The following is a 24,440-nucleotide window of genomic DNA, read 5'->3' on the forward strand; positions in this document are numbered from 1 at the left end:
CCGGTGATGTAGGACGTAGGATGTCCGACGTCCTACCGTGGGGGTAACCTAGGCTCCATGCCAGTGCAGCGCAAGCCCCCCGCCACGGTGTCGCCCACGACGTCGCAGGTGACGGCGGCGCGGTCCCCGGCGGCGCGCCAGGCCCTCGACAGCGCGGCGGCACACCCGGATCGGCTGCGGCGCCCCACCGTCCAGGACCGGATCGTCGAGCTGGTGGTCGAGATGGACCTCGACCCCGGCGACCCCCTGCCGCCGGAGCCCGAGCTGATGCGCACGCTGGGCGTCAGCCGCAACTCGGTACGCGAGGCCCTCAAGGGCCTCCAGGCCCTGGGCATCGTGGACGTCCGGCACGGCTACGGCACCTACGTCGGCACGGGCACGCTCCACTCCCTGGCGCCCGGCCTGCTCTTCCACTCCCGGCTCGGGGTGCGACGCGACAACCCGCGCGCCCTGCTGGACATCGTCGAGGTCCGCGCGCTCCTGGAGAGCGGCCTGATCCGGCGTGCCGCCCACGAGCTGGCCGCCGGCGACCTGGACCGGCTGCACGAGGAGCTGGACGCGCTCGCCGCCGACGGCGACGAGGGCCGGGCCGGCCACGACCGGCGGTTCCACGAGCTGCTCTACGAACCGCTGGGCAACGTGCTCGCGTTGCAGCTGATCGCCCTGTTCTGGGACGTCTACCGGCAGCTCGAAGCGGACATGGCCAAGCCGCGGACCGACCACGCGCACGTGGTCCGGCAGCACCGGCAGGTCCTCGAGGCGCTGGAGGCCCACGACCCGGACGCGGCGGCCGCATCCATAGCGGAGCACTTCGCCGACATCACGGCCCGCATCGACCAGTGGGCCGCGGCACGTGGCGCCGGTTCCTAGGCGCCGTCCCCGGCCCTGCACCCGGCGGGCTCCCGGTCGCGGGACACGGCCCGGCCGCGCGGCACGGTGCGAAAACCCGTGTCGCCGCGGACGTCGAGAGCGGAGACTCCTCGCATGACGGACACGGACATGGGCGCGTTCAGGGAGGCGGTCACCACGTGGGCGGCGGGCGGCCCCGGCGAGCCGGCGCGCGACCTGGCGGAACGGCTTCCGGTACGCACCGCCGTCCTCCTGGAGGGGCTCAGTGACGCGGCCGCGGTGACCGCGCTGGCCGCCCTCCGTGGCCGCGACCTGGCCGCCGAGGGGGTGTGCGTGCTGCCGATGGGCGGCGCGACGAACATCGCGCGCTTCGCCCGCCTGCTCGGCCCGCCCGGTCTGGGCCTGCGCCTGGCCGGGCTGTGCGACGAGGCCGAACGCGACTTCTATGCCCGCGGGCTGGCCCGGGCCAGTGCGGCGGAGCAGCCGTTCTTCGTCTGCGCGGCGGACCTGGAGGACGAGCTGATCCGCGCGCTCAGCCCGGAACGCGTCGAGGAACTGGTTGGCGCCGAAGGCGAGTTGCGTGCCCTTCAGACCTTCCGCGACCAGCCCGCGCAGCGCGACCGCACCTCCCCTCAGCAGCTGCGCCGGTTCCTCGGTACCAAGTCCGGACGCAAGATCCACTACGGCCGCGTCCTGGTCGAGGCGCTGACCCCCGACCGCGTCCCCGCCCCGCTCGACGGGCTCCTCGCGAGCCTGTGACGGCCCGGACGCCGTACCGGGACCGCGGAGCCCGGCGCGACACGCCGCACCGGGTCCGCGGCAGCAACCGCGACACGCCGCGCCCCTGACGCGCCGGCAGGACCGGCCCGGCGGCCGTCCGTGGCAGCCTCGTCCTGCGCGGCCCCTCACGCGGCGACGTCCGGGGCCCGTTCTCCGTGCGAGGCCGACGAAGGGACGACGGGTGCGCCTCCTGCTGACCTCCGACACGCATGTGCCCCGGCGGGCGCGGCGCCTGCCGGCGGAACTGCTGGCCGCGATCGACGCCGCGGACGTGGTGGTCCACGCGGGCGACTGGGTGGACGAGCCGACGCTCGACCTGCTGGAGTCGCGGGCGCGCCGCCTCGTCGCGGTCCACGGCAACAACGACGGTCCGGGACTGCGGGCGCGGTTGCCGGAGGTGGCCCGGGCCGAGGTGGCGGGAGTGCGGTTCGCGGTGGTGCACGAGACCGGTCAGGCCGCCGGGCGGGAGGAGCGCTGCGCGAGGCGGTTCGACGGCAGCGACGTCCTGGTCTTCGGGCACAGCCACATTCCGTGGGACACGACGGCCGCGAGCGGGCTGCGGCTGCTCAACCCCGGCTCGCCGACCGACCGCAGACGCCAGCCGCACTGCACCTACATGACCGCGGTGGCGGACGCCGGCACGCTGTCGGACGTCGTCCTGCACCGGCTGCCGCCGACGGGTTCCGCATCGAACAGCCGCCCGGCGGGTAGCGATTGCTGACGTGAACGACGAGAGCCACGAGAACGACGTGAACCGTGTGAACGACACGCAGCGGGCGGCCGCGCCCGGCGGGTCGTCGGGACCCGATCCGTCGGCCGACCGCGGTGGCGACCGCGCGACGTCGCAGGACGCGCAGGTCATCGTGGTGGGCGCCGGGCCGTCGGGGTCCAGCGCCGCCTTCCATCTCGCCCGCGCCGGCGTCGACGTACTGCTGCTGGAGAAGGACGAGTTCCCCCGCGAGAAGGTGTGCGGCGACGGCCTCACCCCGCGCTCGGTCCACCAACTGCTGCGCATGGGCGTGGACGTGACCGGCGACGGCTGGCACCGCTCGCGTGGCATGCGCTGGATGACCGGCGACCGCGAAGTGCTCATCGACTGGCCGACCCTGGCCCGCTTCCCGGACTACGCGCTCACCCGTACCCGCCACGACTTCGACGAGATCCTGGTGCGGCACGCGCAGGCGGCGGGCGCGCGCCTGCAGACGGGCGTGAAGGTCACCGGACCGGTGACCGACCGCACGGGCCGGGTCGTCGGCGTCGAGGCGACCGCCGGGCCCGACGGCGAACCCGTCGTCCACCGGGCGCCGTTGGTGATCGCCGCGGACGGCGCGTCGGCACGGCTGGCCGTGGCCCTGGGCGCCCACCGCGACAAGGGCCGCCCGATGGGCACCGCCGTCCGCCGCTACTACCGCAGCCCGCAGCGCACCGACGAGGAGTACCTGGAGCTGTGGGCGGACCTGCGCAATCCGTCGTCCGGGGGCCGGCTGGCCGGTTACGGCTGGATCTTCCCGCTCGGCGACGGCCGCGTGAACGTCGGCCTCGGCATGATCACCCGCAACGGCAGGCGCTCCCCCGACATGCGCGCCACGCTGGGGGCCTGGCTGAAGCGGACACCGCCCGAATGGGGTCTGGACGAGGACGGCGCCGACGGCCCGCTGCGCAGCGCCGCGCTCCCCATGGGCCTCAACCGCCGCCCCCAGTACGGGCGCGGGCTCATGCTGGTCGGCGACAGCGCCGGCTCGATCAGCCCGTGGACCGGCGAGGGCATCTACCAGGCCATGGAGTCGGGTGAGGTCGCGGCCGAGGCCGCCACGCTGGCCCTGACCCGTCCGTCGGGCCCGGCCCGTGAACGCGCCCTGCGGGGCTACCCCGCCGAGATCAACCACCGCTGGGGCCGCTACTACCGCCTCGGCAACTTCGCCGCGACGTACATCCTGAGCCGCTCCGGTTTCCAGCCGCTCCTCAACAGTTACATCACCGACCATCCGACCCTCGTCAACGGGCTGGCCCGCCTGCTCACCAACCTCACCGACGAGCCGTCGCACGACGCCATAGACCACGTCCTCAACACCCTGGTCCGCGTCATGCCGGCCTACAACGCGCGCCGCTGAGGCGGGTGTTCACGGCGGTATGCCAAGTCCCGTGCCGTCACCGGGTGTTCACCCCGCCGGAGCACGATGACCGCTCGGGCGGGCCATGCCGGGGCGGGCGAGGGCCGGCGGGCACTGAGTCGGATCGGAGCCGGATCGGATGGAACGACCCACGGGCGCGGCCGGCCGGTCGACCGGAGGGCACGGGCCGGTACCGGCCGCCCTGGACCGTGCCGTGGACCTGGTCCGGTCGCGGGGTGCCGCGGCGCAGTTGTGCGTGCTGCGGGACGGCGAGGTCGTGGTCGACGAGGCGGTCGGGTGCGCGCCGGACGCCCTGTTCTGGACCTTCTCGGCGGGCAAGCCGCTGATCGCGCTGCTGGTGCACCTGCTGGCCGAACGGGGCGCGCTGGCCCTGGACGATCCGGTGGCCCGGCACTGGCCGGAGTTCGGGAGGCACGGCAAGGAGCGGGTCACGGTCCGGCAGGTGCTGCGGCACCGCTCCGGGCTGGCGACCGCCCGCGGGATGCTCGGCGACGCGCTCGCGATGACGGACTGGCAGCGCTCGGTGCGGGCCCTGGAGGGCGCCCGCCTGCGCTGGCCGCCGGGACGCCTGCCCGCCTACCAGCCGATCGCCTACGGCTTCGTGCTGGGCGAGGTGGCCCGCCGTGTCACCGGGACTCCGCCCGCGGACCTGCTGACGTCGGAACTGCTGGCGCCGCTCGGGCTGACCGGCCTGCATCCGGTGCTGCCCGGCGAGCTGTGGCCTCGGCACGTGCCCGTGCGCGGCCGCGGCCCGGCCGCCGCGGTCACGCAGCGCGTGGTGAACCGGCGGCGTGTGCGGCACGCGGTCATCCCCTCCGCGGGCGTGTCCGCCGACGCGCGCAGTCTGGCCGCGTTCTACGGCATGCTGCTCGACGGCGGCCGGGCCGGCGGCGCCCGCGTCCTGCTGCCGTCGACGGTGGCCGAGGCCCGGCGCCCGTCGTCCGACGGCCGCGAGGTGGACCGCGTCATCAAGCTGCCCGTCCGCTGGGCCCAGGGCTTCCAACTCGGCGGTCCCGTTCCGGAGGACGGACTCGTGCCGGCCCTCGCCCGGACCCCGCCGATGGGCCGGCTCAGCCACCCGGACGCCTTCGGCCACAACGGCAGCAACTGCTGCCTCGCCTGGGCCGATCCGCACCGCCGTATCGCGTTCGCGTACCTCACGGACCGTCTCACCACCTCGCCCGAGGCGGCCCGTCACCTGTGCGACGTCAGCGACGCCGTGCTCGCGGCCCTCGACTGACCGGGCGCGCGCCGGTGGCGGCCCGGGCGCGGCCGCGCGTGCCGCGCGCCCCGCGCACCTCCGGAAACGGTGACTCCGCGTGACCCGATCGCCGTTCCCGGTGATCCCTCTCTCGTGGGCGAAGCCGACACGTCTGTTATTGAATAGGTCATCTCGGGGCTTCATCGCAGGGACTCGGATATGCCTCCGGCCACGTGCCGGAGACGGCGAGCGAGGTGAGAGGGCCGCATGGACTCCAGCTCCTCTTCTTCCTCCTCCCCGAAGCCGCCGTCACCGCCGTCACCTGCGGCGACGCCGTCCCCGGCGTCCTCCTCGTCCCCGCAGCCCCCGCGACCCGCACAGCCCCCGTCGTCGCCCCCGGCTCCGCCCGCGCCCGACTCGCCGCCCGACCTCGTCAGCCGTGCCCTGGAGAGCTACATCCCGGAGGACGAGCAGGAAGCGGCGGACGGCGAACCCCGTCCCGCCTCGGAGGCGGAGCCCGAGCGCCCGGCCGGGGGCGAGGACGGCGGAGGCGGCGCCCAGGAGCAGATCCTGGGCGCGGTCACCCTGGACCCGGACCTGCGGATCGTCGGCTCGAACCTGGACGCGCCGGCGTTCCACGGGCTCGGGGTCACGCCGGGAATGGCCTTCGTGGACCTGCTGCCGCCCGGCGACGTGCCGACGGTCACGCGGCGTCTGCGGCAGGTCATGGAGACCCGGGAGGCGCACGTCGCGCGAGTGCAGCGGCTGCGCCGCGAGGACGGCTCCGAGCTGGTGGTCTCGATGAGCATCCTGGCGGCCGCGGCGTCGCGGGAGGGGCTGACCGTCTCCCTCATCGCCATGGCCAAGCGGCTGCACCAGTACGCCTCGGAGACCGCGATCGGCACGTCGCTGGACATCGGCGACACGGCGCAGTCCCTCGCCCAGTCGCTGCTGGCCTGGGGGGACGTCGCGGCCGTGGACCTCGACTTCTCCGTGTGGTCGGGCGAGGCGGTCACCGCGCACGTGCGGGGGCGCATCAGGCTGCGGCGCGCGGCCCTCGTGCCGGACCGGGTCTGGCCCGACGGGTACGTGACGCCGGGCGAGGACTTGCCTCGCGAGGCGAGCCGGCTGCTGTCCCTGGCGGTCCGGCGCACCGACACCGCGCAGGCCGTCGTCATCCCGGACCGCGAGACGGTCGAACGGGTGCTCGGTGGTCCGCGCCTGGTGCGCGCGCTGGTGCCCGGGGAACGTCCGGCGGGCGTGTGCTGCGTCCCGCTCGTGCTGGAGGGCGCGGAGGACGCCCGGCCGATCGTGCTGGGCCTGGCGGAGGTGTGGCGCCGTCCGGACCGGCCGTTCGAGGACAGCGAGCTGCTGGACCTGCAGGAGCTGGTGGCGAGGACCGCCCACCACGTCGATCTGGCCCGGCGGCACCAGCGCGAGCACGCCCAGGTGCTGGCGCTGCAGCGGCGGCTGCTGCCGCGGGCCGGCGGCGACACCATCGAGATCGCCAGCGTGTATCTGCCGACCACCCCCGACAGCGCGGGCGTCGGCGGCGACTGGGTGAACAGCTTTCCGCTGCCCAGCGCCCGGACCGCGCTGGTCGTCGGCGACGTCGTCGGGCACGGGCTGGGGGCCGCCGCGGCCATGGGCCAGCTGAGCATGGAGGCCCGCGCACTGCTGTCGGCGGGCCTGGGGCCCGAGGAGGTGCTGGAGCACCTCGACGAGACCGTCACCATCCTGGACGACGCGGAGGCCGGGCTCGCGGCCGGCTACAGCGCGCTGGGGTCGACGTGCTGCGTCGCGGTCTACGACCCGGTCAGCCACCAGGTGGTGCTGTCCAGCGCGGGGCACCTGCCGCCGGTCCTGGTCCTTCCCGACGGGTCGGCGACGGTGCTCCCCGTGCTGCCGCATCCCGGGCTCGGGGCCGAGTTCGCCCTGCGGGAGCCGTTCGACGTGCACAGCTTCGCCGCGCCGCCCGGGTCGCTGATCGCCCTGTACACCGACGGCCTGGTGGAGGATCCGGCCGTCCCCATCGACGAGGGCATCGCCCGGCTGGCCGAGGCGGTGAGCAGGGTGCACCCCTGGGACGACCTGGAACCGGCCGCTCGGCGCCTGGTCGCCGAGCTGGCACCCAAGGGCCCGCAGCGCGACGACGTGACGCTGCTGCTGGCGCGCATGGCGGGCGTCCGCAGGGGCGACACGGCCGGGTGGCGGCTGCCGGCGCGGGACGACGCCGCCCCCCGGGCGCGCGCGCTGGCCGGCGAGGTGCTGCGGGGGTGGGAGGTCAGGGCCGACACGCGGTACAACGCGCAACTGGTGATCGACGAGCTGGTCGCGAACGCGGTGCGCTACGCCACGGGACCCGTCACGGTGCGGCTGATCAGGGCGGGACACGGCCTGCTGTGCGAGGTCGGGGACACCGGCAACGGCCGCCCTCGGCTGCGCCCGGCCGGCCTGCTGGACGACCGGGGGCGCGGCCTGCGGGTCGTGCACCGGCTCACGACCCGGTGGGGCGTGCGGTGGATCGACGCCGGCAAGGTCGTGTGGGCGGAGATCGCGAAGTGACCGGAGGGGCGCCGGGCGTGACGAGGGAGCCTTGGCGCGTTCGCGGGAGCACGGGAGGAGCACGGGGCGCGGGGAGCGAGGACCGGCGCGCGTGGGGCGCATCAGCGCATCGAGCATACGGCGGTCAACGCTTTGCGCGCCGGCGTACGCCCGGACCGGGGAACGCGCGGCGCGCAAGGGAGGGCACGGAGTGGGCCCTGCGTCACGGCCGGCTGTACAGCTGTACAGGACGGCCACAGGGGCCTCAGCCCCGCGTCACAGCCACTCACCCTCGATGGCGGTGGCGGTCAGGCCCGGAGCCGCCGCGTAGAGCACGGCCCGGTTGCCCGCCTCCTGGCCGGCGTCGTGGGCGCGGCGCAGGATGTCGAAGACGGCGGCGCCGCCGCGGTTGCCCGTGGTGTAGCTGTCCCGGCTGAAGCGCAGCAGGTCGTCCGGCCACGTGTCGGGCATGGTCTGCTCCATGTACTCCAGCACGCGGGTGCCGCCGGGGTGCGCGAGGAGGACGTCGGGGTGCCACGCCTGGCCGTCGCCGGCGTGCCGCTCGCCCAGCCACTCCCACATGGACGTGACGGTCTCCTGGACGGCGCGGGGGCCGCGGCGGTCCATGACGAAGTGCGTGCCGTCGGTGCGGGTCTCCAGCCGGTGCAGGTCCTGGGTGCCGGGCAGGGTGTCGTGCCAGGAGGCGTCCAGCCGCAGCACGGCCTCGGGCCGCGGGCGGCCGGTGACCACGGCGGCGACGGCGGTGTCGGCGAAGAGCAGCCGGACGATCAGGGATTCCAGGGTGTCGTCGGCGGGCTGGTAGGTGGTGCTCAGCGCCTCCGATATGACGACCAGGACCACGCGGTCCGGGTCCGCCGCGACCAGCTCGGCGGCCAGCGCCAGGGAGCGGGTACCGGCGATGCACGCCCACTGCGTGGCCGGGAGCAGCAGCGCGTCGTCGCTCAGGTCCAGGCGGTCGGCCAGGGCGACGTCGAGGCCGGGCAGCGCCGGGGTGGTGGAGTTGCTGGTGATCAGGCAGTCCACGTCGGAGGCGTCGATGCCGGCGATCTGCAGGGCCCCGCGCGCCGCGCGCTCCCCGTACGCCTGTACGGCCTCCCACGCGGGCTCGGTGCGCTCCTGGACGGTCTGCGGTGCCGGAATCGCCTCCAGCGCGGTGATCACACGGTCGACGTCCTCAGGGGAGAACCCGTCGCGGATCAGTGCCTCGCGGGCCGCACCGGCGCCCGGGGCGCCGAGGCCGTTCCCCGCGCCGGGTGCGGTGGCGGCCTCCAGCGGCAGCATCCACCCGCGGGCCTCGATACCCGTGCTGGACGCGATGCCGTCCATCCGCGACAGCCACGGCGCTTCGGGGTGCCGGTCGCGCACCTCCGCCAGGATCCGGTCGGTCTCCACGGAGTTCTCGCCGTGGATCACCGCGGGCGGGCACAGGTATGCGGTCACGATGGGCACCTTTCGACGGAGAGCCTCGAGTCACGTGAACGGTCCGGCGCCATGACGCCGGTCACTTCGGAACCTTCTGACCAAATGCGCATCAAAGCGCATCAGTTCACTCGTTCACGGGCAATTGGGACGATAGAGGCTCACGTGACGTCGCCGCAGTGACCGGGGCCACGTCCGCAGGGTGTCCAGGGGCGCCGCAACCCCGTTTCGGCCGTTTATATCGGGCTTTTCGGGCGTACCTGTGGAGCCCGTCACACCAGGCGTCCCACAGACGAAGGCGCCTACCGGTCGTGAAGCGGACCGGCCCGGACCCGGCGGGGGAAGGGCGGGCGGGGCGGGGCCCCGCTGGCCCTCTCGTGTCTCAGCGCGCGTTGCGGGGCTTCCACGGGAAGGTGAGCAGGCATCGCCGATCACCACGGCCGCGCCGTCCTTGTCCTGGCCGCGCACCACCGCCCTGGCGTGGCGGTGCAGCCCGACGGTGGGGCCGGGGACGGACAGGCAGCCCTCCTCCGCTTCGAGCAGGCGGCGCTCCCCCGACTCCTCGGCCTCGTCCACGACCGGGTTGAGGACGTGGCCGCCGATACGCACGGGCTCCGACGGCGGGCTCAGGAGCGGCGCGCGACGAACACGAACTCCCGTCCGGGGCGGTCGGGTGCGTCCCGCACACTCTCCACCGTGTAGCCGTGCGCGGCCAGTTCACCCTCGACCTCGTCGCGCTCACGGAAGCGCAGCGTCGACTCGGACGTCAGTACCTGCCCGTCGGAGGCGAACACGTACGTCGACCGGAACGTCACCAGCGGCAGGCTCACGTCCAGCGTCTCGACCCAGGTGTCCACGTCGCCGACGCCTTCGATCCAGGTGCGGCGGCGGGAGTCGTCCGGGTTCCACTCGGTCCACGCACGCCGGGCCGGATCACGGGTCTCGAACACCAGGCGCCCGCCGGGGCGCAGTGCCGCCCAGGTGCCGGCGAGCATGCACTGCCAGGCCGGGGCGTCGGCGAGCGCCTGGGCCGCGTTGCCCGTCATCGTCACCATGTCCGCCTGCGCCGAGGGCAGTTCACCCGCGTCTCCGTGGATCCACCGCACCCGTCCGGCGCCGGGCTTGCGCTCGGCCACGTCCAGGGACGCGCGCGCCGGGTCGACGCCGGTGACCTCGAACCCGCGTGCGGTCAGGAGCAGCGCGAACACCCCCGTGCCGCAGCCGAGGTCCAGCACGTGGCGGGCCCCGAACTCCGCCGCCATTCCGAGGTACGCGTCGAGGTCGCGGCGGTCGGGGTCCAGCGGGTCGTAGATCGCGGCGAGCCGGGGGTGGGCGAAACAGGCGTCGGCATCCGTCATGGCTCCGACTCTAAGCCGGTGAACGCCCGGTTACCGGTGTGACGGTGATGTCACCGCCGTGCCCCAGGGCCGTTTCGGGGCTGCCGAAGAGCCCGGCCGGTGGGGCATCGTGGCGGTGCGGGGCGAAGGCGTGCCCCGGGCCGAGCCGGGGGGCGGCGCGGGGCCGGCCGAGGGCCGGCTGGCATGGGACCACAACAGGGGGCTGGCAGGGTGGAGTTCACGGTCGGGCGCAGACTCGCGCGGCGCGCGAGGACGACGCTGGCGTTCGCCGGCGCAGGGGTGCTGGCAGGACTGGCCTGGCTGGTCGCCGGGCGGGGCGGCGGGGTCGCCGGCCCGCTCGTCGTCATCGTGCTCTCGTCGGCCGGGCTGTGGGGCGGGTGGAGCGAACTCGCCCGCTCCCGGAAGCCGTTCCGGCTGCGCGTCGACGACTTCGGCATCACCCTGCACGACGCGGAGCTGAGCTGGGAGCAGATCGACGCGGTCGCGCTGCACCATCCGCCGCGCTCCGACGACGAGTCGCAGCCGCCGCCGCTGCTGGTGCTGTGGCCGGCACCGGGCGTCGGCCTGCCGCGGCGGCCGGACCGCGGCCAGGGCGTGCTGTCGAACGTGCTCGCCGACGCGGGGCAGGTGCGCCTCCGCTACACCCTGGCGCGGACCCACGACCTGGACCAGAGCGTGACGGACCTGGCGGGCGCGCTCGCGCGCCACGGCGGCGCCCGGTTCGAGACCGCGCCGCGGGCCGTGCGGCAGCCGACGCCGCTGTCCGTGGCAGGCCCGGAGCACCGCGGTCCGAAGCCCGAGGTGTTCTTCACGCCGGCGATTCCGGGCCCCGCGCGCACGGCCCGGGGTCTCGCCGCCGGAGCCCTGCTGGCCCTGGCCGCCGTCCTGCTGCTGCCGCTGGCGGACCTGGCCACCCGGCGTGAACTTCCCTTCTCACCCGTCCTGTTCGGCCCGTGGTTCGCGGTGACGGCGGCCGCCTGGTGGCTGGGCGTGCACTCCCTCCGACGCTGGCGCCGCCCGCTGCGGCTGCGGGTCGGGCCCGACGGTCTGGGGGTGCGGGACGTCGCGGGCACGGAGTTCTGGGTGCCGTGGGAGGCGGTGGCCGCGGTCACCGTCGGTCCCTGCCCCGGCGCCAGCGACACCCGGCAGTGGCTGATCGTCTGGCCGGTGCCGGGCGTCCCGCTGGCCCGCGAGAGCTCCCACGTGGTCGACGGCCACGTGGCGCACGTGCTCGTGCGGCTGGACCGCCTGCCCGGCGGGGCCGAACGGATCGGCCCGGCGGTGCAGTCCTTCGCCGGCGAGCGCTTCTCCGCGTGACCGGGCCCGCTGTCGGGCTGCCGGGCTTGCCGGCCAGCCTGCTGATCCGGGCACGACCGCCGGTCGGGCCGCGCCCGCGGCGTCGACGGAACCGGCCGAACCGGCCGGAACTGCGCGGCGCACACCGGCCGGAGGACCGGCGGGGCGGAGGCCGGACTCGCCGGCCGCGGGGCGCCGCCGGGATCGGACGGGCAGCGTGGTTCCGATGGCGGCGCAGCCATGGTCGGTCAGCGTCACGCGGGGCGCGGCGGAAAGCCCCGCCCGCGTGACGCCGCGGCCGTCCGTCTCACCGGCGTTCCGCCAACTCGGACACCTCCGGCGGATGTTGCCGGCCGGGACGGCGTCAGGGCCGGGCGCGGGACGCGGCGTCCGTGATCGACAGGGCCGCGGCCATGATGCTCAGCTGCGGGTTGACCTCCGGGCAGGAGGGCAGCACCGAGCCGTCGGCGACCAGCACCCCGTGGACGCCGCGCAGCCGTCCGGAGGGATCGGCGGGCGCGCGCTGCGGGTCGGCGCCTGCCGCCACGGTGCCGGTGGGGTGGTAGGCCGACAGGTGGAGCTGCCTGGGCCCGACGCGCGCGAGGATCGCGTCGAGTTCGGCGAGCGACCGGGCCCGCGGCGCGACCGGCACCCCGGTCAGCACCTCCTCCGCCCCTGCGGCGAGGAGCAGTTCGCCCATGGCGCGGACGGCCCGCATCAGACGTCCGGCGTCACGCCGGGCCAGTCGGTAGCGGACCAGGGTGCGGTCGCGGCCGAGCACCCGGCCGGACGGCAGGTCGGCGATCATCGCGCCCAGAGTGGCGAGCCGGTCGGCGTCCTCCCACTCGCCCCGCAGTGCGCGGCCCAGGCCCGGCAGGACGAACGAGCCCATGCCGGGAGGGGTCGCCGTGGCCTCGATGAGCACACCGTGCCGGTGGTGCTCCTCCACGCCGACGCTCTGCAGCACGCCCTGCCACGCGGTGACCGGCTCGGCGAACCGGCCTGCCACGCTGGTGGCGGGGTGGACGCTGAGGTTGCGGCCGAGTCGCGGGTGGCCGCCGAGGCCGGAGCGGCGCAGCAACGGCGGGGACTGCAGCGCGCCGGCGGCGACCACGACCAGCGGCGCGAGGATCTCCACCTCCCGCGCCCCGCCCGCCTCTCCCCCGGCCACGGCCACGCGCACGCCGGCGGCGCGCGGCCCGCCCGGCCGGTCGGGGTCGACGAGGACGCGCAGCGCCCGCGCTCCGGTGACGATCCTGGCTCCGGCGGCGCACGCGTCGGGCAGCACCGACAGCTGCACGCTCTGTTTGGCACCGGTGGGGCAGCCGACGACGCACTGGCAGGAGCCGCGGCAGCCGGGGGCGTTGCGCCGCAGCGGTGCGGCCCGCCAGCCCAGGGCCGCCGCGCCCGCGAGCGCGAGGCGCCCGTTGGCGCCCAGGACGTCGAGGCTCTGCGTGGCCACGTTCAGGGTGCGTTCGGCCTCGTCCAGGTACAGGTCCAGGTCCTCGGCCGCGGTGAAGCCGAAGTCCGCGACCCAGCGGGCGCGGACGGCTTCCGGAGTGCGGTAGCAGGTACCGGAGTTGACGACGGTGGTGCCGCCGACGGCCCGGCCGACGGGGAGCAGCAGGGGCGGGTCGCCCACCGCGACGGTGGCGCCGCCGTCACGGTAGAGGTCGGTGAACCGGTCCAGCGGGGCGCGCCGCCCGAAGGAGGCGGTGGTGTGGTGGTCGCCCTCTTCGAGGACGACCACGCGGGCGCCGGTGCGGGCGAGCGTGCGGGCGGCCATGGCGCCGCCCGCTCCGGAGCCGATCACGACCGCGTCGGCGGTGCTGCGCCGCGGCCACTCGTGGCCGGGGGTGCAGTCCAGCGGCGGGTCCGGGCGGACGTGCCCAGCGGGGCCGGCGGTGCCGCCGGGCAGCCGTTCGGTGCCGGCGGCCAGTAGCAGGGGGACCTTGAGCAGGTCGAGTGCCGGTTGCAGACGCGGCCTGCGCGCGAGCCCGGCGAGCACGTTCTCGCGCTCGGCGGGCTTGAGCGCGGCCAGCCTTCGGCCGGTGCGGGCCACGGCATAGGCCTCGACGGCGCGGGCCGCCGCGCGGTATCCGGCGCGTCCTGGCAGCGGTACGGCCGCGAGCAGGCTCTCCAGCCGCTCCGGAGTGCGGGCGGCCCACTCCTCGCCGCCCTCGGCGGCCAGCATCGCCGCGACCAGCCCGTCCAGCCTCATTCGCGCCCCTCCCCCACGCCGCATCCGGCCACCGCCCACCCGCCCTGCCTCGCGCCTCCGCACATCCGTCGAGCCGCCGCCGGGTGCCGGCCCCGGCACGACCTCAGGCAGCGGGCGGCGCTTCGGCCCGTCACCGCGTGCCGACCTCGGCGTGGGCGGTGCCGTCGAGGTGCCAGTGGGCCTCCGGGCGCCATCGGCCCCACCAGCGGTCCAACCGGACGTCGACGTCGGCGCGTTCGCAGTTGTGGCACGTGGCGTGGCTGCCGTCGGGGTCGGTGTAGTCCAGCGCGAGGGTCAGATCGGGGGGCTGGGTGACGGTCACGCGGATCCGCCGCAGCCCGGCGCGTCCGGTCACCGTCCACGTGGGCAGGCCGATGGCGGCGCGGAACCGCAGGGCGCCGGCCCAGCCGATCGCCGAGCGTTCGGGGCGGCGCGGCCAGGTCCGCCCGTTCCGCCGGAGCGCGAGGAACACCAGCGGGGGCAGGCGCCGCAGTCCGGGGCGCATGGAGACGGCGGCGACGATCTCCAGGACGTCCCCGCCGCCCAGGTCGGCGTGCAGCCAGGACCATCGGCGGGCGTTGCCGTGGCCGTAGATCCTGGCCGAGGCGCCGGGCGCGCCCTCGAGGACGAGGGTGCCGTCCTCGTGCGCGAAGGTGCCGTCGTATGTGGCACGGGCGGCCGGCAGGATCTGCGCGGCGGGCAGCAGCGGGTGCCGCCAGGACCAGCGCGGGAAGGTGAACAGCGTTGCGCCGGCGGCCTGTTCGGTCAGCTCCCAGCGCATCGCTCCGGCCTCGCCGGCCAGGCGTCCCGGTCCGGCACTCACCCCTGCCGCGGTGAAGCCCGGCCCGCCGGGCGTCCACGGGAGGGGCCCGAAGCGTGCGTGGCGGACCGGTCCTTCCTTGGGGAAGACGGCGGCCCAGCCGTGCGCGTACGCCGCCGACCCGTCGGCGGGTGCGGTCAGTTCGTGGTGCAGCCAGAGCCCGGTGCCGGTCGCGGGGTCGGTGACCGTGGTGTACCAGACCTCGGTGCGGCCGGCGGCACCCTTCCAGCGGGGCGCGGCCAGTGCGTCCGGGTCGTCGCGGAGCGGGAAGCGGAAGCTCGCGAGGAACGGCGCCAGCGATCTGACCGGACGGAAGCGGAGCGTGCCGGTGCCGATCGGCCGCGCGTCCTCGTACAGCGTGAACGGGAGGACGGTCATGGAGGTGACGGGTCGCCGCGGGGTGACGGACTTCCAGCCGTCGAGCACCAGCCGGCGCCCGTCCGCGGTGAACGCGAGCCGGTAGCGGATGCGTCTGGCGGCGAGCGGCGAGATCTCCAACTCGCCGGTCAGCCGCGGGTCGTCGGCGAGGCCGGCGATGCGGACGCGCCCCTCGACGCGGGCCTCGGTGGTGCCCAGCGGGCGCAGCACCCGGTCCGCGGACGCGCGCAGGTCCAGCCGGACCGGGCGGACCCGGCCGTCGTCGAGGCGGACGGTCCCGGACATGGTCTCGCGGAACGTGGTGCCGCGTGTCATGACGTGCCCTTCGCCCGCAGGCCGGCTGTCATCAGGGCCTCGGTCTCGGTCAGGTAGACGTCCGCGGCGGCCCTGGCGGCCTTCGGCTCCGCGGCCACGACCGCCGCGACCACCGGCTCCAGCCGCCGGTGGGCCTCCTCCGGGTCGATGAACGGCCCGACGAGGTGGGCCCGGACCGGCAGGTAGGCGTTGAAGAGGGTGTTGGTGAGCAGGAGGTAGACCCGGTTGCCGGTGGCACGGGCGAGGGCGCGGTGCACGTCGACGTCGGCGAGCTGCGTGTCCTCGCCGCCCGTGGTGGCCCGCACGTCCGCGAGGCGGGCGGCCAGTTCGGCACGCTGCTCCGCGGTGGCCCGCGTCGCCGCCCGTTCGGCGATCAACGCGCCGATCGAGCACCGCACTTCGAAGATCTCGCCGATCCAGTCGGGGCTGTGCCGGATGAGCATCGGCAGCAGGTCGGCGCCGCCGGATCGAGCGAAGTCCCTGACCCTGGTGCCCACTCCGTGGCGGGTCTCCAGCAACCCGGCCTGGACGAGCCGTTCGAGAGCGTGCTTGAGGGTGGTGCGGGTGACGCCGTAGCCGTCGGCCAGCCGGCGTTCCGGCGGCAGCAGGCTTCCCGCCGGGTGGCGCCCGCCGAGGATGTCCTCGCGCAGGCGTCCCTCCAGGACGTCCACGATCGTGTCGCGAGGCAGCGCCTCCATACGGTCCTCCCACACACGTTCAAATGATCCGGTGGCTCAGCCACTCAACCACCGCGCGACGGCGGCGTCAACGGCCCACGTGCGCCCGACTCCCTTGCCCAGCAAGGGACATGGGAGGAACACGGAAGCAATCCGCGCATCGCGTCACCAATGCCGTGGCACGGCCCACACCCGGTGACCTGGGAACCAACCGGGCAACGCACACCGGACCCACAGCCCGTATGACGACTGTTCACCTGCCGGTCGCCGAACGGACAGGAGCGGTCCTCACCTGATCCGTTGCCCTGGGCATCAATGAGGATCATGAAACTACAACGCAAGGCCCGCTGGTCGATCGTGGCGGCAGTGGTCGCCGCGACGGCCACGGCCGTCGGTCTCGTCGTGACCGACGGCGTCGGCGGGTCCGCCGCAGCGGCCAGCACCGGCCAGAGATACACCGCCGCGTGTCCGGCCGCAGACACGGTGACCCCGGCCCTCGGCACGAACCTCATCGCCAACCCCGGCGCCGAGGACTGGACCGCTGTCACCGACCTGGGCGCCCCCGACGGCGACCCGCAGTACGTCCCCGACTGCTGGGCGGCGACCTCGCCCATGGACGCGCCCGGCGCCGTCCTGGAGTCCACGTCGTCGTCCGCTCCGGGCCAGACCGGGAGCCGTACCTTCTACGGCGGCTACGACTACGAGACCCCGCAGGTCTCGATCGTGAACGTCACCACCACGGCGACGCAGCTGATCGACCTCGGCACGCTGGACGCGGGCGGGCGGTCCTACACGCTGACCGGTGCCATCGGCGGCTACACCACGCAGGCCGACTACGCCACGGTCACCGCCGAGTTCAAGGGCGCCGACGGCGGCACCCTGGGCTCCGCGGTCATCGGCCCGGTCAACGCCGCGCAGCGCGGCAACATCACCAGCCTGATCCCGGAGGCCGCGGTGGGCACCGTGCCCACCGGCACCACGCAGGTCCTGGTGACGGTCGCGTCCACCGGCGTCAGCTCCGGCTACGGCATCGACGGCCGCGCCGACAACCTGAACCTGACGATCGCCGCGGCCGGTGCCGGCCAGAGCTGGGCGGCACCCTGCCCGGCGGCCGACCAGGTGACCCCCGCGCTCGACGCCAACCTCATCGCCAACCCCGGCGCCGAGGACTGGACCGCGGCAACCGACCTCGGCGCGCCGGCCGGCGACGACCAGACCGTCGCGGACTGCTGGACCAGCGCCTCCCCGCTGGGCGCGCCCGACGGGACACAGGAGTCGCAGCCGTCGACGTACCCGGGCGTCACCGGCAGCCGCGTCTTCTACGGCGGCACCAACCCCAGCACCGTGCAGGTCGCGGGCGTCGTCACCACCGGCAGCCAGGTCATCGACGTCAGCTCGCTCAAGGCCGACGGCAAGCCGTTCAAGCTGACCGGCGACGTCGGCGGCTACTCGACGCAGAGCGACTACGCCGAGGTCGTCGCGACCTTCCAGAACGCCTCCGGCGCGAGCATCGGCAGCGCGCGCATCGGCCCCGCCACCGCCGCGCAGCGCGCCGGCACCTCGGAGCTGCTGCCGGACGGCACGTACGGCGTCGTCCCGGCCGGCACGCAGAAGATCGTGGTCACGGTCGTCACCGCCGCCGTGAACAGCGGCGCCGACAGCGACGGCGCGGCCGACAACCTGAACCTGACCATCGGCCAGAAGGCCACCGGCCAGAGCTGGGCCGCCCCCTGCCCGGCCGCGGACCAGGTCACCCCCGCGCTCGACGCCAACCTCATCGCCAACCCCGGCGCCGAGGACTGGACCGCGGCGACGGCGCTCGGCGCGCCCCTGGGCGACGACCAGACCGTCGCGGACTGCTGGACCAGCGCGTCCCCGCTCAACCCGCCGGACGGCACGCAGGAGTCGCGGACGTCCACGTACCCCGGTGTCACCGGCAGCCGCGTCTTCTACGGCGGCACCAACCCCAGCACCGTCTCGATCCCCGGCGTGACCACCACCAGCACCCAGTCGATCGACGTCGCCTCGCTCGGCACCGGAGGCCAGCCGTTCCGGCTCTCCGGCGACCTCGGCGGCTACTCGACGCAGAACGACTACGCCACCGTCACGGCCGTGTTCCAGAACGGCAAGGGCGACACCGTGGGGTCCGCGGTCATCGGCCCGGTCACCGCCGCGCAGCGCGGCAGCGTCTCCAGCCTGGTCCACCAGGCCTGGCACGGCACCGTCCCGGCCGGCACCGAGAAGATCGTGGTCACGGTCGCCACGGTCGGCGTCAGCAGCGGCGCCAACAGCGACGGCACCGCCGACAACCTGGCCCTGACCATCGGCCAGAGCGCCGTGCCCAGCGGCCCGATCCTGCAGACGATGCCGTACGCGTCGGTCGGCGACTCCGCCGGCACGCACGTCGACCCGGGCAGCGGCGCGGTCGTACCGAACGTCACCCCGGGATCCCTGTACCGTCCGGCGGGCGTGTCCGTCGGCGTCGGCCCCGGCCACGCGCCGGCCGTCGCGTCCAACGTGCGGGCCGAACTGGCCACCGTCGACGACGCCTCGGTCTACGTGTCGAACACCGGCGACAACGTGGTGGCCGAACTCCGCGACGGCGAGACCTCGATCCTGGCCGGCTCGCTGGAGGCGTCCGGGGAGCGGGGCGACCACGGCAAGGCCGCCGACGCGACCCTGTACCAGCCCTCGGGCACCGCGGTGGACAGCTCCGGCGCCCTGTACGTCGCGGACAGCGGCGACAACGTGGTGCGCGTGATCACCCCGGGCGGGACCATCGAGCGGTTCGCCGGCAGCGGCACGGCCGGCGACAGGCTGTCCCACGACGCCAGGTCCTCGCAGCTCGACGGCCCCACGGCCGTGGCGGTGGACGCGGCGAAGAACGTGTACGTCTCCGACACCCACAACAACCGGGTGGTCGAGGTGTCCGCGAAGGGCGACGTCCTGCGGGTGATCGGCACCGGCAAGGCCGGGTACGCCGGTGACGGGAAGACGGCGTCCAGGGCCCAGCTGAACCAGCCGCACGGCCTGGCGCTCGACGCCGCGGGCAACCTGTACGTCGCGGACTCGTCCAACAACGTGATCCGCAGGGTGGACGCCGCGACCGGGACGATCACCACGGTGGCCGGCGACCACGCCGCCGACCAGGCCGCCGACGGGCTCGGCGGCTTCTCCGGCGACGGCGGCCCGGCGACCTCCGCCCGCCTCAACGACCCGCAGGGCGTGGCCCTGGACGGTGCCGGCGACCTGTTCGTCGCCGACACGTTCAACAACGCGATCCGCGAGATCACCGCGGCCGGCACCATCACCACGGTCGTCAACTCCGCGGCCGCGCCCGGCGGCGAGACCAGCGGTGCCGCGCCCTCCGCCTCGAAGCTCAACACCCCCTACGCGGTGGCGGTCGACCCGTCCACCCACCTCCTGTACATCGCCGACACCCGCAACAACGCCGTCGCCCAGGTGCTCGGCGTCGCCCAGCCCGGAAACGCCCCGGGCCCCGTGGCTCCCCAGGCGTCGTGACCCGGTCCGCGAGAGACGAAGAAAGCAGACGATGAGCAGCACCGACTCCGCCCGTCCGGGCATATCCCGCCGCCGGTTCTTCCTGAGCGCGGCGACCATGGCCGGCGCCGCCGGCATGGCGGGACTGCTGCCGGAGAACCTGGCGCGGGCCGCTTCCGCCCGCCCGGCCAAGGGCAGCCTCTCCCAGATCAAGCACGTCGTGTACGTGATGATGGAGAACCGGTCCTTCGACCACTACTTCGGCACGTTCCCCGGCGTCCGCGGGTTCAGCGACCCCCACGCGATCCGCCTGCCGAACGGCAACTCGGTCTTCCAGCAGCCCGATCCGGCGAACCCGGACGGCTATCTGGAGCCGTTCCACATGTCCACCCTCACCACGGGTGCCGCGGCGATCCCCTCGCTGTCGCACGACTGGCGCGACCAGCACGCCGCGTGGAACCACGGCGCCATGGACGGCTGGCTGTCCACGCACCTCGCCTCCGACGGCGACGTCAACGGCTCCTACACGATGGGCTACTTCACCCGCGAGGACATCCCGTTCCACTGGGCGCTCGCCGAGTCCTTCACCCTGCTCGACAACTACCACTGCTCGGTGATGGGTCCCACGGATCCCAACCGGCTGGTATGGATGTCCGGCACGAACGACCCGCAGGGCAAGTCCGGCGGGCCCGTGCTGGAGACGGTGACCCCGAACCCGCTGACGTACCCGTCGGCGGCCGAGATCCTGTTCGACGCGGGCTACGGCGTCAAGACGTACTTCTCCGGCGCGACCAGCGGGTTCAACGTCTTCGGCTGGTTCGCGAACTTCCAGAACAAGACGACGCTGCCGGCCGGGCTCTACAACTCGGTGATGACCGGCGGCACGCTGTACGGCGACGGTACGCCCGGCGGGTACGGCAACCCGACCGCCCCGACCCTGGCGACGGACCCGGCGCTGGCCTTCGAGGAGGACTGCGCCAACGGCGTGCTGGCGGACGTGTCCTGGCTGTTCATGCCGAGCGAGGCCGACGAGCACCCGCCGAACCTGCCCGCCGCCGGCGCGCAGTACCTCGCGTCCAAGCTGGAGGCCCTGGCCTCCAACGAGGACCTGTGGAACTCGACGGTCTTCGTCCTCAACTACGACGAGAACGACGGCTTCTTCGACCACGTCCCGCCGCCGGTCCCCGACGAGCGGGAGCACCCGGAGGAGTTCGTGACCATGCCGTCCCCGAAGGGAACGCCGGGCGGCGGCCTGCCGGTCGGCGGCGGGTTCCGGGTGCCCTGCATCATCGTGTCGCCGTGGACGGTGGGCGGCCGGGTCTTCTCCGAGGTCTCCGACCACACCTCCGGCCTGCAGTTCATCGAGTCGGTGACCGCGGCCGGCGGTCTGTCCGGCAAGGGCCCGGTGACGTTCACGCCGATCAGCACGTGGCGGCGCCGCACCTTCGGCGACTTCACCGGGGCGCTGGACCTCCACGACCGCAAGCCGGCGCCGTCCAACCCGCAGTTCGACGCGTCCACCACGGCCGCGAACCTGGCCGCCCAGGCGACGGCCGCGACCCAGCCCATGCCGTCCCGGCCGGGGGCGAGCCAGACCATGCCGAGCCAGCCGCACGGGCACGGCCACGGCGAGGGCGACGACAGCCAGGACTGATCCCCGGCCCTCCCGATCCGTGCGCGGGGCGCTCCCACCAGGACGCCCCCGCAACCGCAGGGCCGCCCGCCACCAGCGGGCGGCCCTGCGGCCGTTCGGCCGTTCAGCCGTCGAACCGGGTCCAGGGGAAGGGGAGTTCGCCGAGTGGCGCCAGCGCCTCGCGGTGCAGGGTGCCGGCGCTGAAAACGGCCTCCTCGTCGTCAGCGCTGATCTGGACGAGCAGCCCGGGCGCGACGAAGAGGCGCTCGGCGGTGAACATGGGCAGGAACGGACTCAGGGGCAGCGGCCGCAGCACGTCGCGCAGCGGCGCGAGCCGTGTCGTCGGCATGACCCGCGTCCACGCCTGGTAGGGCGCCGCGTGCTGCGCCTCGAAGAGGACGTACTGCAGCAGGAACCGGCTCAACGGCTCATGCTCGACGACCACTTCCGGGTCCGGCCGGTGAGGGGAGAAGGTCAGCCACACGGGCGGGTCGGCCCCGCCCGCCGCCTCCGGCGGCCACGGTACCGACCAGTCCCAGGTGCCCTCGTCGGTACCGGCGAACACCAGCCGGTCGCCCAGCGGCCCCGCCGCGCGCTGCGGCCGCCCGGCCAGTGGATCGTGGAAACCGTGGACGGCGGGACGCAGGCGGGCCACGCGGTACAGGGCGGCCAGCGCCCGCGGCAGCGCGCCGGGCGCGAAGGCGTCGGCCTCCGCGGGCTCCCCGCCGCCGGTCTCCCAGCACCCGTCGTCGTCCGCCGGGTCCGGGGCCGGGTACCAGCCCAGCAGGAACGACTCCATGGCACCGACCGGATCCCGCTCCACGTCCGCGAGCCATGCGACGCCGGGCATCGGGGCGAGGACGTCGTCCGGGGCCGGATCAGGTGCAAGGTACACGCGGGCATGCTGGCACACGGCCCTGACGGGCCTTCGGGCAGGTGGCCCCGCCCGGACCCCTCCGCCCGGACCCCTCCGCCCGGCCGCCGCACACCCCCGTGGCGCGGCGGCCGGGCGGCGTCACAGGCGGGTGACCGTGACGCCGCCGATCAGTCCCCAGGCGTCGATGCGGACCGTCGGACCGCCGGCCCGGGTCGGGCCGTCGTCCGTGACCCCGCCCAGGCGGATGCCGCGCACCTCGACGACGACGTCCGCGCGGACCTTGAGGCTGACACCGCCGATCAGGCTCAGTTTGGTGATCCGCAGTTCCGCGTCCTCGGGGATGTCGACGTCGGTGAGGTCGACATCGGCACCTCCGATGAGGGACGCGGTGACGGTGCGTTCGTGCAGCGATGCGCCGCCGAGCCGGTGACCGCCGATCAGGCTCACCTTGACGTCGGTCTTCTCCGGGGTGGTCCCACCTGTCTTCGTCACGGCACGAAGGTACGGGCGGCGGCGTCCGGCACCCCAGTGCCGGGGGTCCACCCTTTCGCATGACAGATGTCATGTGCGTGGTGCGCCCGCGGTGGTCGACTCCCCGTTCAGGCAGGGGTCGTGGCCGCTTCCGCGGCGCCGGCGCGGGCAGCGGTCAGGGCCGCCTCGGTGTCGGCGGCGGCCAGGTCCGCGTTCATGTGGGCGCCGGCGAGGGCGCCGGCCGCGGCGGAGGCGCCGACCTGCGCCATGGGGTCGGTGGCGTTGCCGGCCACCCACACTCCGGGAACGCCGGTGGCACCGGCCGTGCCCGCGGCGACGTGGTGCCCCATCCCGCCGGGCAGGTCGGCCATCGGCAGCCGGAGGTCCGCCAGCCCCTCGGTGCGCGCCCGCAGGGTGGTCGCGACGGCCAGGACGCGACGCCCGACGACGCGCCCGTCGGTCAGGCGCACGCCCTCGATGCCGCCGTCGCCCGCGGCGACGACCTCGGCCACCGGGTCGTCGACGACCTGGACGGCGCGGGCGGCGAAACGCGCCCGCGTGTCCTCGTCGAGAGCGGTGCCGCGCGTGAAGTACACCAGGTCGTCGGTCAACTGCCGGAAGAGCAGGGCGTGGTGGACGGATGCCGGGCCCACCGCGAGAACGCCGATGGGCTCGTCGCGCACCTCCCAGCCGTGGCAGTAGGGGCAGTGCACCACGGCGTGTCCCCAGTGCGGGGCCAGGCCGGGGATGTCCGGCAGGACGTCCCGCAGGCCGGTGGCGACGAGCAGGCGACGCGCCCGCACCGCGCGGCCGTCGGCCAGGGTGACGGTGAAGCGCGGGTCGCCCCCGGGCGCGGATGCGCCGGGCACGGCGGAGGTCACCTCGCCCGCCACGACCCGGCCGCCGTAGCCGCGCACCTCGGCGCGGCCCCGGGCCAGCAGCTCGGCCGGCGGCGTGCCGTCCAGGCCCAGCAGTCCGTGCACGCCTTCCGCGGGCGCGTTGCGCGGGTCGCCGCCGTCGATGACGACGACGGAGCGGCGGGACCGGGCGAGCATCAGGGCGCCGTTCAGCCCCGCGGCCCCGCCGCCGATCACCACGGCGTCCACCGTCTCCTCCGGGAGGCGGTCCGTCGCTGTCACGTCCGGTGTCATCGGCATGGCGTGCCCTTTCGTCGTTCGTCAGGTGGGGCGGCCCGGTCACGGGGCCTGCGGTCGACCGTAGGCCGACATTGCGGCAAGGGCATATCATGTTGCTCATGACGCAAGAACACGGCGAGCTGGACAGCCTGGTGCGCAAGCGCATCCGCGCACTGCGGGTCGCACAGGGGATGTCCCTGGAGGAACTGGCCACACGGGCGCGGCTGAGCCAGTCCACACTGAGCCGCATCGAGAACGGGCAGCGCCGCCTCGCGCTGGACCAGCTCGTCACGCTCGCCCGGGCCCTGGACACCTCCCTGGACCAACTGGTCGAGACCGGCACGGACGACGTCATCGCCAACCCGGTGATCGACGCGAGCCGCGGCATGCTGCGCTGGCCGATCAAGGCCGAGCCGGGCATGACGGTCCTGCGCCAGCGCCTGACCGCCCCGCCGCCGGACAACCCGGCCCGTATGCGCGCCCATCCCGGCCGCGAGTGGCTCGTCGTCCTGTCCGGCACGGCGACCCTGCTGCTCGGCAACCGGCGGCTGCGCGTCGAGACCAACCAGGCGGCCGAGTTCCCCACCATGCTGCCGCACGCGATGGGCGCCGAGGGCGGGCCCTGCGACATCCTCGGCATCTTCGACCGCGACGCCCGGCGCAGCCACCAGCGCGGCGAGAGCCCGGGGCCGGCGTCCGCCGCCGGCCAGTGACCTTGGCCATGGGTCCGCGGAGGGCCCGGGCTTGCCGTTTCGGCACCCGCGGCGACCATCGTCTTGCGGATGGCGAAAGGAGGCGGGCCGCGGACGCG

The 24,440-nt window shown here is 74.9% G+C and carries 19 protein-coding genes; 10 read left to right on the forward strand and 9 right to left on the reverse strand.

Going from position 1 to position 24,440, the window contains the following annotated elements:
* The first annotated feature begins 57 nt into the window (after window positions 1–57).
* The 6 genes from BMW99_RS14735 (at window position 58) to BMW99_RS14760 (ending at window position 7,527) form a co-directional block, all read left to right on the forward strand.
* Complete coding sequence (locus BMW99_RS14735; protein ID WP_079138208.1) at window positions 58–870, forward strand: FadR/GntR family transcriptional regulator; 813 nt, start codon at window positions 58–60, stop codon at window positions 868–870.
* A gap of 114 nt (window positions 871–984) precedes the next feature.
* Window positions 985–1,608, forward strand: coding sequence for a TOPRIM nucleotidyl transferase/hydrolase domain-containing protein (locus tag BMW99_RS14740; protein WP_069462221.1), 624 nt, complete (start codon window positions 985–987; stop codon window positions 1,606–1,608).
* 202 nt (window positions 1,609–1,810) lie between these two features.
* Window positions 1,811–2,350 carry a metallophosphoesterase family protein gene (locus tag BMW99_RS14745; protein WP_069462222.1) on the forward strand — a complete coding sequence of 180 codons (540 nt, stop codon included), beginning with the start codon at window positions 1,811–1,813 and terminating at the stop codon, window positions 2,348–2,350.
* Between the two features lie 139 nt (window positions 2,351–2,489).
* On the forward strand, window positions 2,490–3,740 hold the full coding sequence (locus tag BMW99_RS14750) for a geranylgeranyl reductase family protein (protein ID WP_069462225.1): 1,251 nt from the start codon (window positions 2,490–2,492) through the stop codon (window positions 3,738–3,740).
* 139 nt (window positions 3,741–3,879) lie between these two features.
* A complete protein-coding gene (locus tag BMW99_RS14755) occupies window positions 3,880–5,001 on the forward strand; it encodes a serine hydrolase domain-containing protein (protein WP_075016926.1) in 1,122 nt (373 codons plus the stop codon).
* Between the two features lie 228 nt (window positions 5,002–5,229).
* Complete coding sequence (locus BMW99_RS14760) at window positions 5,230–7,527, forward strand: SpoIIE family protein phosphatase (RefSeq protein ID WP_079176053.1); 2,298 nt, start codon at window positions 5,230–5,232, stop codon at window positions 7,525–7,527.
* Window positions 7,528–7,782: 255 nt separating this feature from the next.
* Here the strand turns inward: BMW99_RS14760 and BMW99_RS14765 are convergent, their stop codons facing one another.
* From BMW99_RS14765 to BMW99_RS14775, 3 genes are all read right to left on the reverse strand, one after another.
* Entirely contained in the window at window positions 7,783–8,967 is a 1,185-nt protein-coding gene (locus tag BMW99_RS14765; protein ID WP_107451809.1) for a beta-ketoacyl-[acyl-carrier-protein] synthase family protein, read from the reverse strand.
* A gap of 114 nt (window positions 8,968–9,081) precedes the next feature.
* A complete protein-coding gene (locus tag BMW99_RS40075) occupies window positions 9,082–9,555 on the reverse strand; it encodes a peptide deformylase (RefSeq protein ID WP_075016927.1) in 474 nt (157 codons plus the stop codon).
* A gap of 17 nt (window positions 9,556–9,572) precedes the next feature.
* Entirely contained in the window at window positions 9,573–10,304 is a 732-nt protein-coding gene (locus tag BMW99_RS14775) for a class I SAM-dependent methyltransferase (protein ID WP_069467148.1), read from the reverse strand.
* Between the two features lie 210 nt (window positions 10,305–10,514).
* Here BMW99_RS14775 and BMW99_RS14780 point away from each other — a divergent pair, with 210 nt between their 5' ends.
* Window positions 10,515–11,621, forward strand: coding sequence for a hypothetical protein (locus tag BMW99_RS14780; protein WP_075016928.1), 1,107 nt, complete (start codon window positions 10,515–10,517; stop codon window positions 11,619–11,621).
* A 343-nt stretch (window positions 11,622–11,964) separates the two neighbouring features.
* Here BMW99_RS14780 and BMW99_RS14785 read toward each other — a convergent pair whose 3' ends face one another.
* The 3 genes from BMW99_RS14785 to BMW99_RS14795 all read right to left on the reverse strand — a co-directional run bounded on the left by BMW99_RS14785 (window position 11,965) and on the right by BMW99_RS14795 (window position 16,032).
* Window positions 11,965–13,821, reverse strand: a complete 1,857-nt coding sequence (locus tag BMW99_RS14785) for a GMC family oxidoreductase (protein WP_075016929.1) — start codon at window positions 13,819–13,821, stop codon at window positions 11,965–11,967.
* A 130-nt stretch (window positions 13,822–13,951) separates the two neighbouring features.
* On the reverse strand, window positions 13,952–15,334 hold the full coding sequence (locus BMW99_RS14790; RefSeq protein WP_107485367.1) for a hypothetical protein: 1,383 nt from the start codon (window positions 15,332–15,334) through the stop codon (window positions 13,952–13,954).
* A complete protein-coding gene (locus BMW99_RS14795) occupies window positions 15,331–16,032 on the reverse strand; it encodes a FadR/GntR family transcriptional regulator (protein WP_069466205.1) in 702 nt (233 codons plus the stop codon). Before BMW99_RS14795 ends, BMW99_RS14790 begins: the two co-directional genes overlap by 4 nt.
* Window positions 16,033–16,335: 303 nt before the next feature.
* Here BMW99_RS14795 and BMW99_RS14800 point away from each other — a divergent pair, with 303 nt between their 5' ends.
* Both BMW99_RS14800 and BMW99_RS14805 read left to right on the forward strand, forming a co-directional pair.
* Window positions 16,336–19,533, forward strand: coding sequence for an NHL domain-containing protein (locus tag BMW99_RS14800; protein ID WP_141726374.1), 3,198 nt, complete (start codon window positions 16,336–16,338; stop codon window positions 19,531–19,533).
* Between the two features lie 31 nt (window positions 19,534–19,564).
* The gene (locus BMW99_RS14805; protein ID WP_075016930.1) at window positions 19,565–21,166 is read left to right on the forward strand and encodes a phospholipase C; all 1,602 of its coding nucleotides are present in this window, start codon (window positions 19,565–19,567) and stop codon (window positions 21,164–21,166) included.
* 103 nt (window positions 21,167–21,269) lie between these two features.
* Here BMW99_RS14805 and BMW99_RS14810 read toward each other — a convergent pair whose 3' ends face one another.
* From BMW99_RS14810 to BMW99_RS14820, 3 genes are all read right to left on the reverse strand, one after another.
* A complete protein-coding gene (locus BMW99_RS14810; RefSeq protein WP_143080535.1) occupies window positions 21,270–22,040 on the reverse strand; it encodes a hypothetical protein in 771 nt (256 codons plus the stop codon).
* 120 nt (window positions 22,041–22,160) lie between these two features.
* On the reverse strand, window positions 22,161–22,514 hold the full coding sequence (locus BMW99_RS14815; protein ID WP_075016932.1) for a hypothetical protein: 354 nt from the start codon (window positions 22,512–22,514) through the stop codon (window positions 22,161–22,163).
* Between the two features lie 107 nt (window positions 22,515–22,621).
* On the reverse strand, window positions 22,622–23,650 hold the full coding sequence (locus tag BMW99_RS14820; protein ID WP_075016933.1) for an NAD(P)/FAD-dependent oxidoreductase: 1,029 nt from the start codon (window positions 23,648–23,650) through the stop codon (window positions 22,622–22,624).
* A 98-nt stretch (window positions 23,651–23,748) separates the two neighbouring features.
* Between BMW99_RS14820 and BMW99_RS14825 the strand changes: the two genes are divergently transcribed.
* Entirely contained in the window at window positions 23,749–24,342 is a 594-nt protein-coding gene (locus tag BMW99_RS14825) for a helix-turn-helix domain-containing protein (RefSeq protein ID WP_075016934.1), read from the forward strand.
* Window positions 24,343–24,440: the final 98 nt, after the last annotated feature.

It is taken from the genome of Actinacidiphila rubida (genome assembly GCF_900110255.1).
Lineage (GTDB): Bacteria > Actinomycetota > Actinomycetes > Streptomycetales > Streptomycetaceae > Actinacidiphila > Actinacidiphila rubida.

What these genes read in the sequence shown, in the direction of transcription:
- BMW99_RS14760 (WP_079176053.1), top strand. Translation starts at nt 5,230, where the DNA reads ATGGACTCCAGCTCCTCTTCTTCCTCCTCCCCGAAGCCGCCGTCACCG.
- BMW99_RS14805 (WP_075016930.1), top strand. Translation starts at nt 19,565, where the DNA reads ATGAGCAGCACCGACTCCGCCCGTCCGGGCATATCCCGCCGCCGGTTC.
- BMW99_RS14790 (WP_107485367.1), bottom strand. Translation starts at nt 15,334, where the DNA reads ATGACACGCGGCACCACGTTCCGCGAGACCATGTCCGGGACCGTCCGC.
- BMW99_RS14825 (WP_075016934.1), top strand. Translation starts at nt 23,749, where the DNA reads ATGACGCAAGAACACGGCGAGCTGGACAGCCTGGTGCGCAAGCGCATC.
- BMW99_RS14785 (WP_075016929.1), bottom strand. Translation starts at nt 13,821, where the DNA reads ATGAGGCTGGACGGGCTGGTCGCGGCGATGCTGGCCGCCGAGGGCGGC.
- BMW99_RS14775 (WP_069467148.1), bottom strand. Translation starts at nt 10,304, where the DNA reads ATGACGGATGCCGACGCCTGTTTCGCCCACCCCCGGCTCGCCGCGATC.
- BMW99_RS14755 (WP_075016926.1), top strand. Translation starts at nt 3,880, where the DNA reads ATGGAACGACCCACGGGCGCGGCCGGCCGGTCGACCGGAGGGCACGGG.
- BMW99_RS14740 (WP_069462221.1), top strand. Translation starts at nt 985, where the DNA reads ATGACGGACACGGACATGGGCGCGTTCAGGGAGGCGGTCACCACGTGG.
- BMW99_RS14795 (WP_069466205.1), bottom strand. Translation starts at nt 16,032, where the DNA reads ATGGAGGCGCTGCCTCGCGACACGATCGTGGACGTCCTGGAGGGACGC.
- BMW99_RS14735 (WP_079138208.1), top strand. Translation starts at nt 58, where the DNA reads ATGCCAGTGCAGCGCAAGCCCCCCGCCACGGTGTCGCCCACGACGTCG.
- BMW99_RS14820 (WP_075016933.1), bottom strand. Translation starts at nt 23,650, where the DNA reads ATGCCGATGACACCGGACGTGACAGCGACGGACCGCCTCCCGGAGGAG.
- BMW99_RS14800 (WP_141726374.1), top strand. Translation starts at nt 16,336, where the DNA reads ATGAAACTACAACGCAAGGCCCGCTGGTCGATCGTGGCGGCAGTGGTC.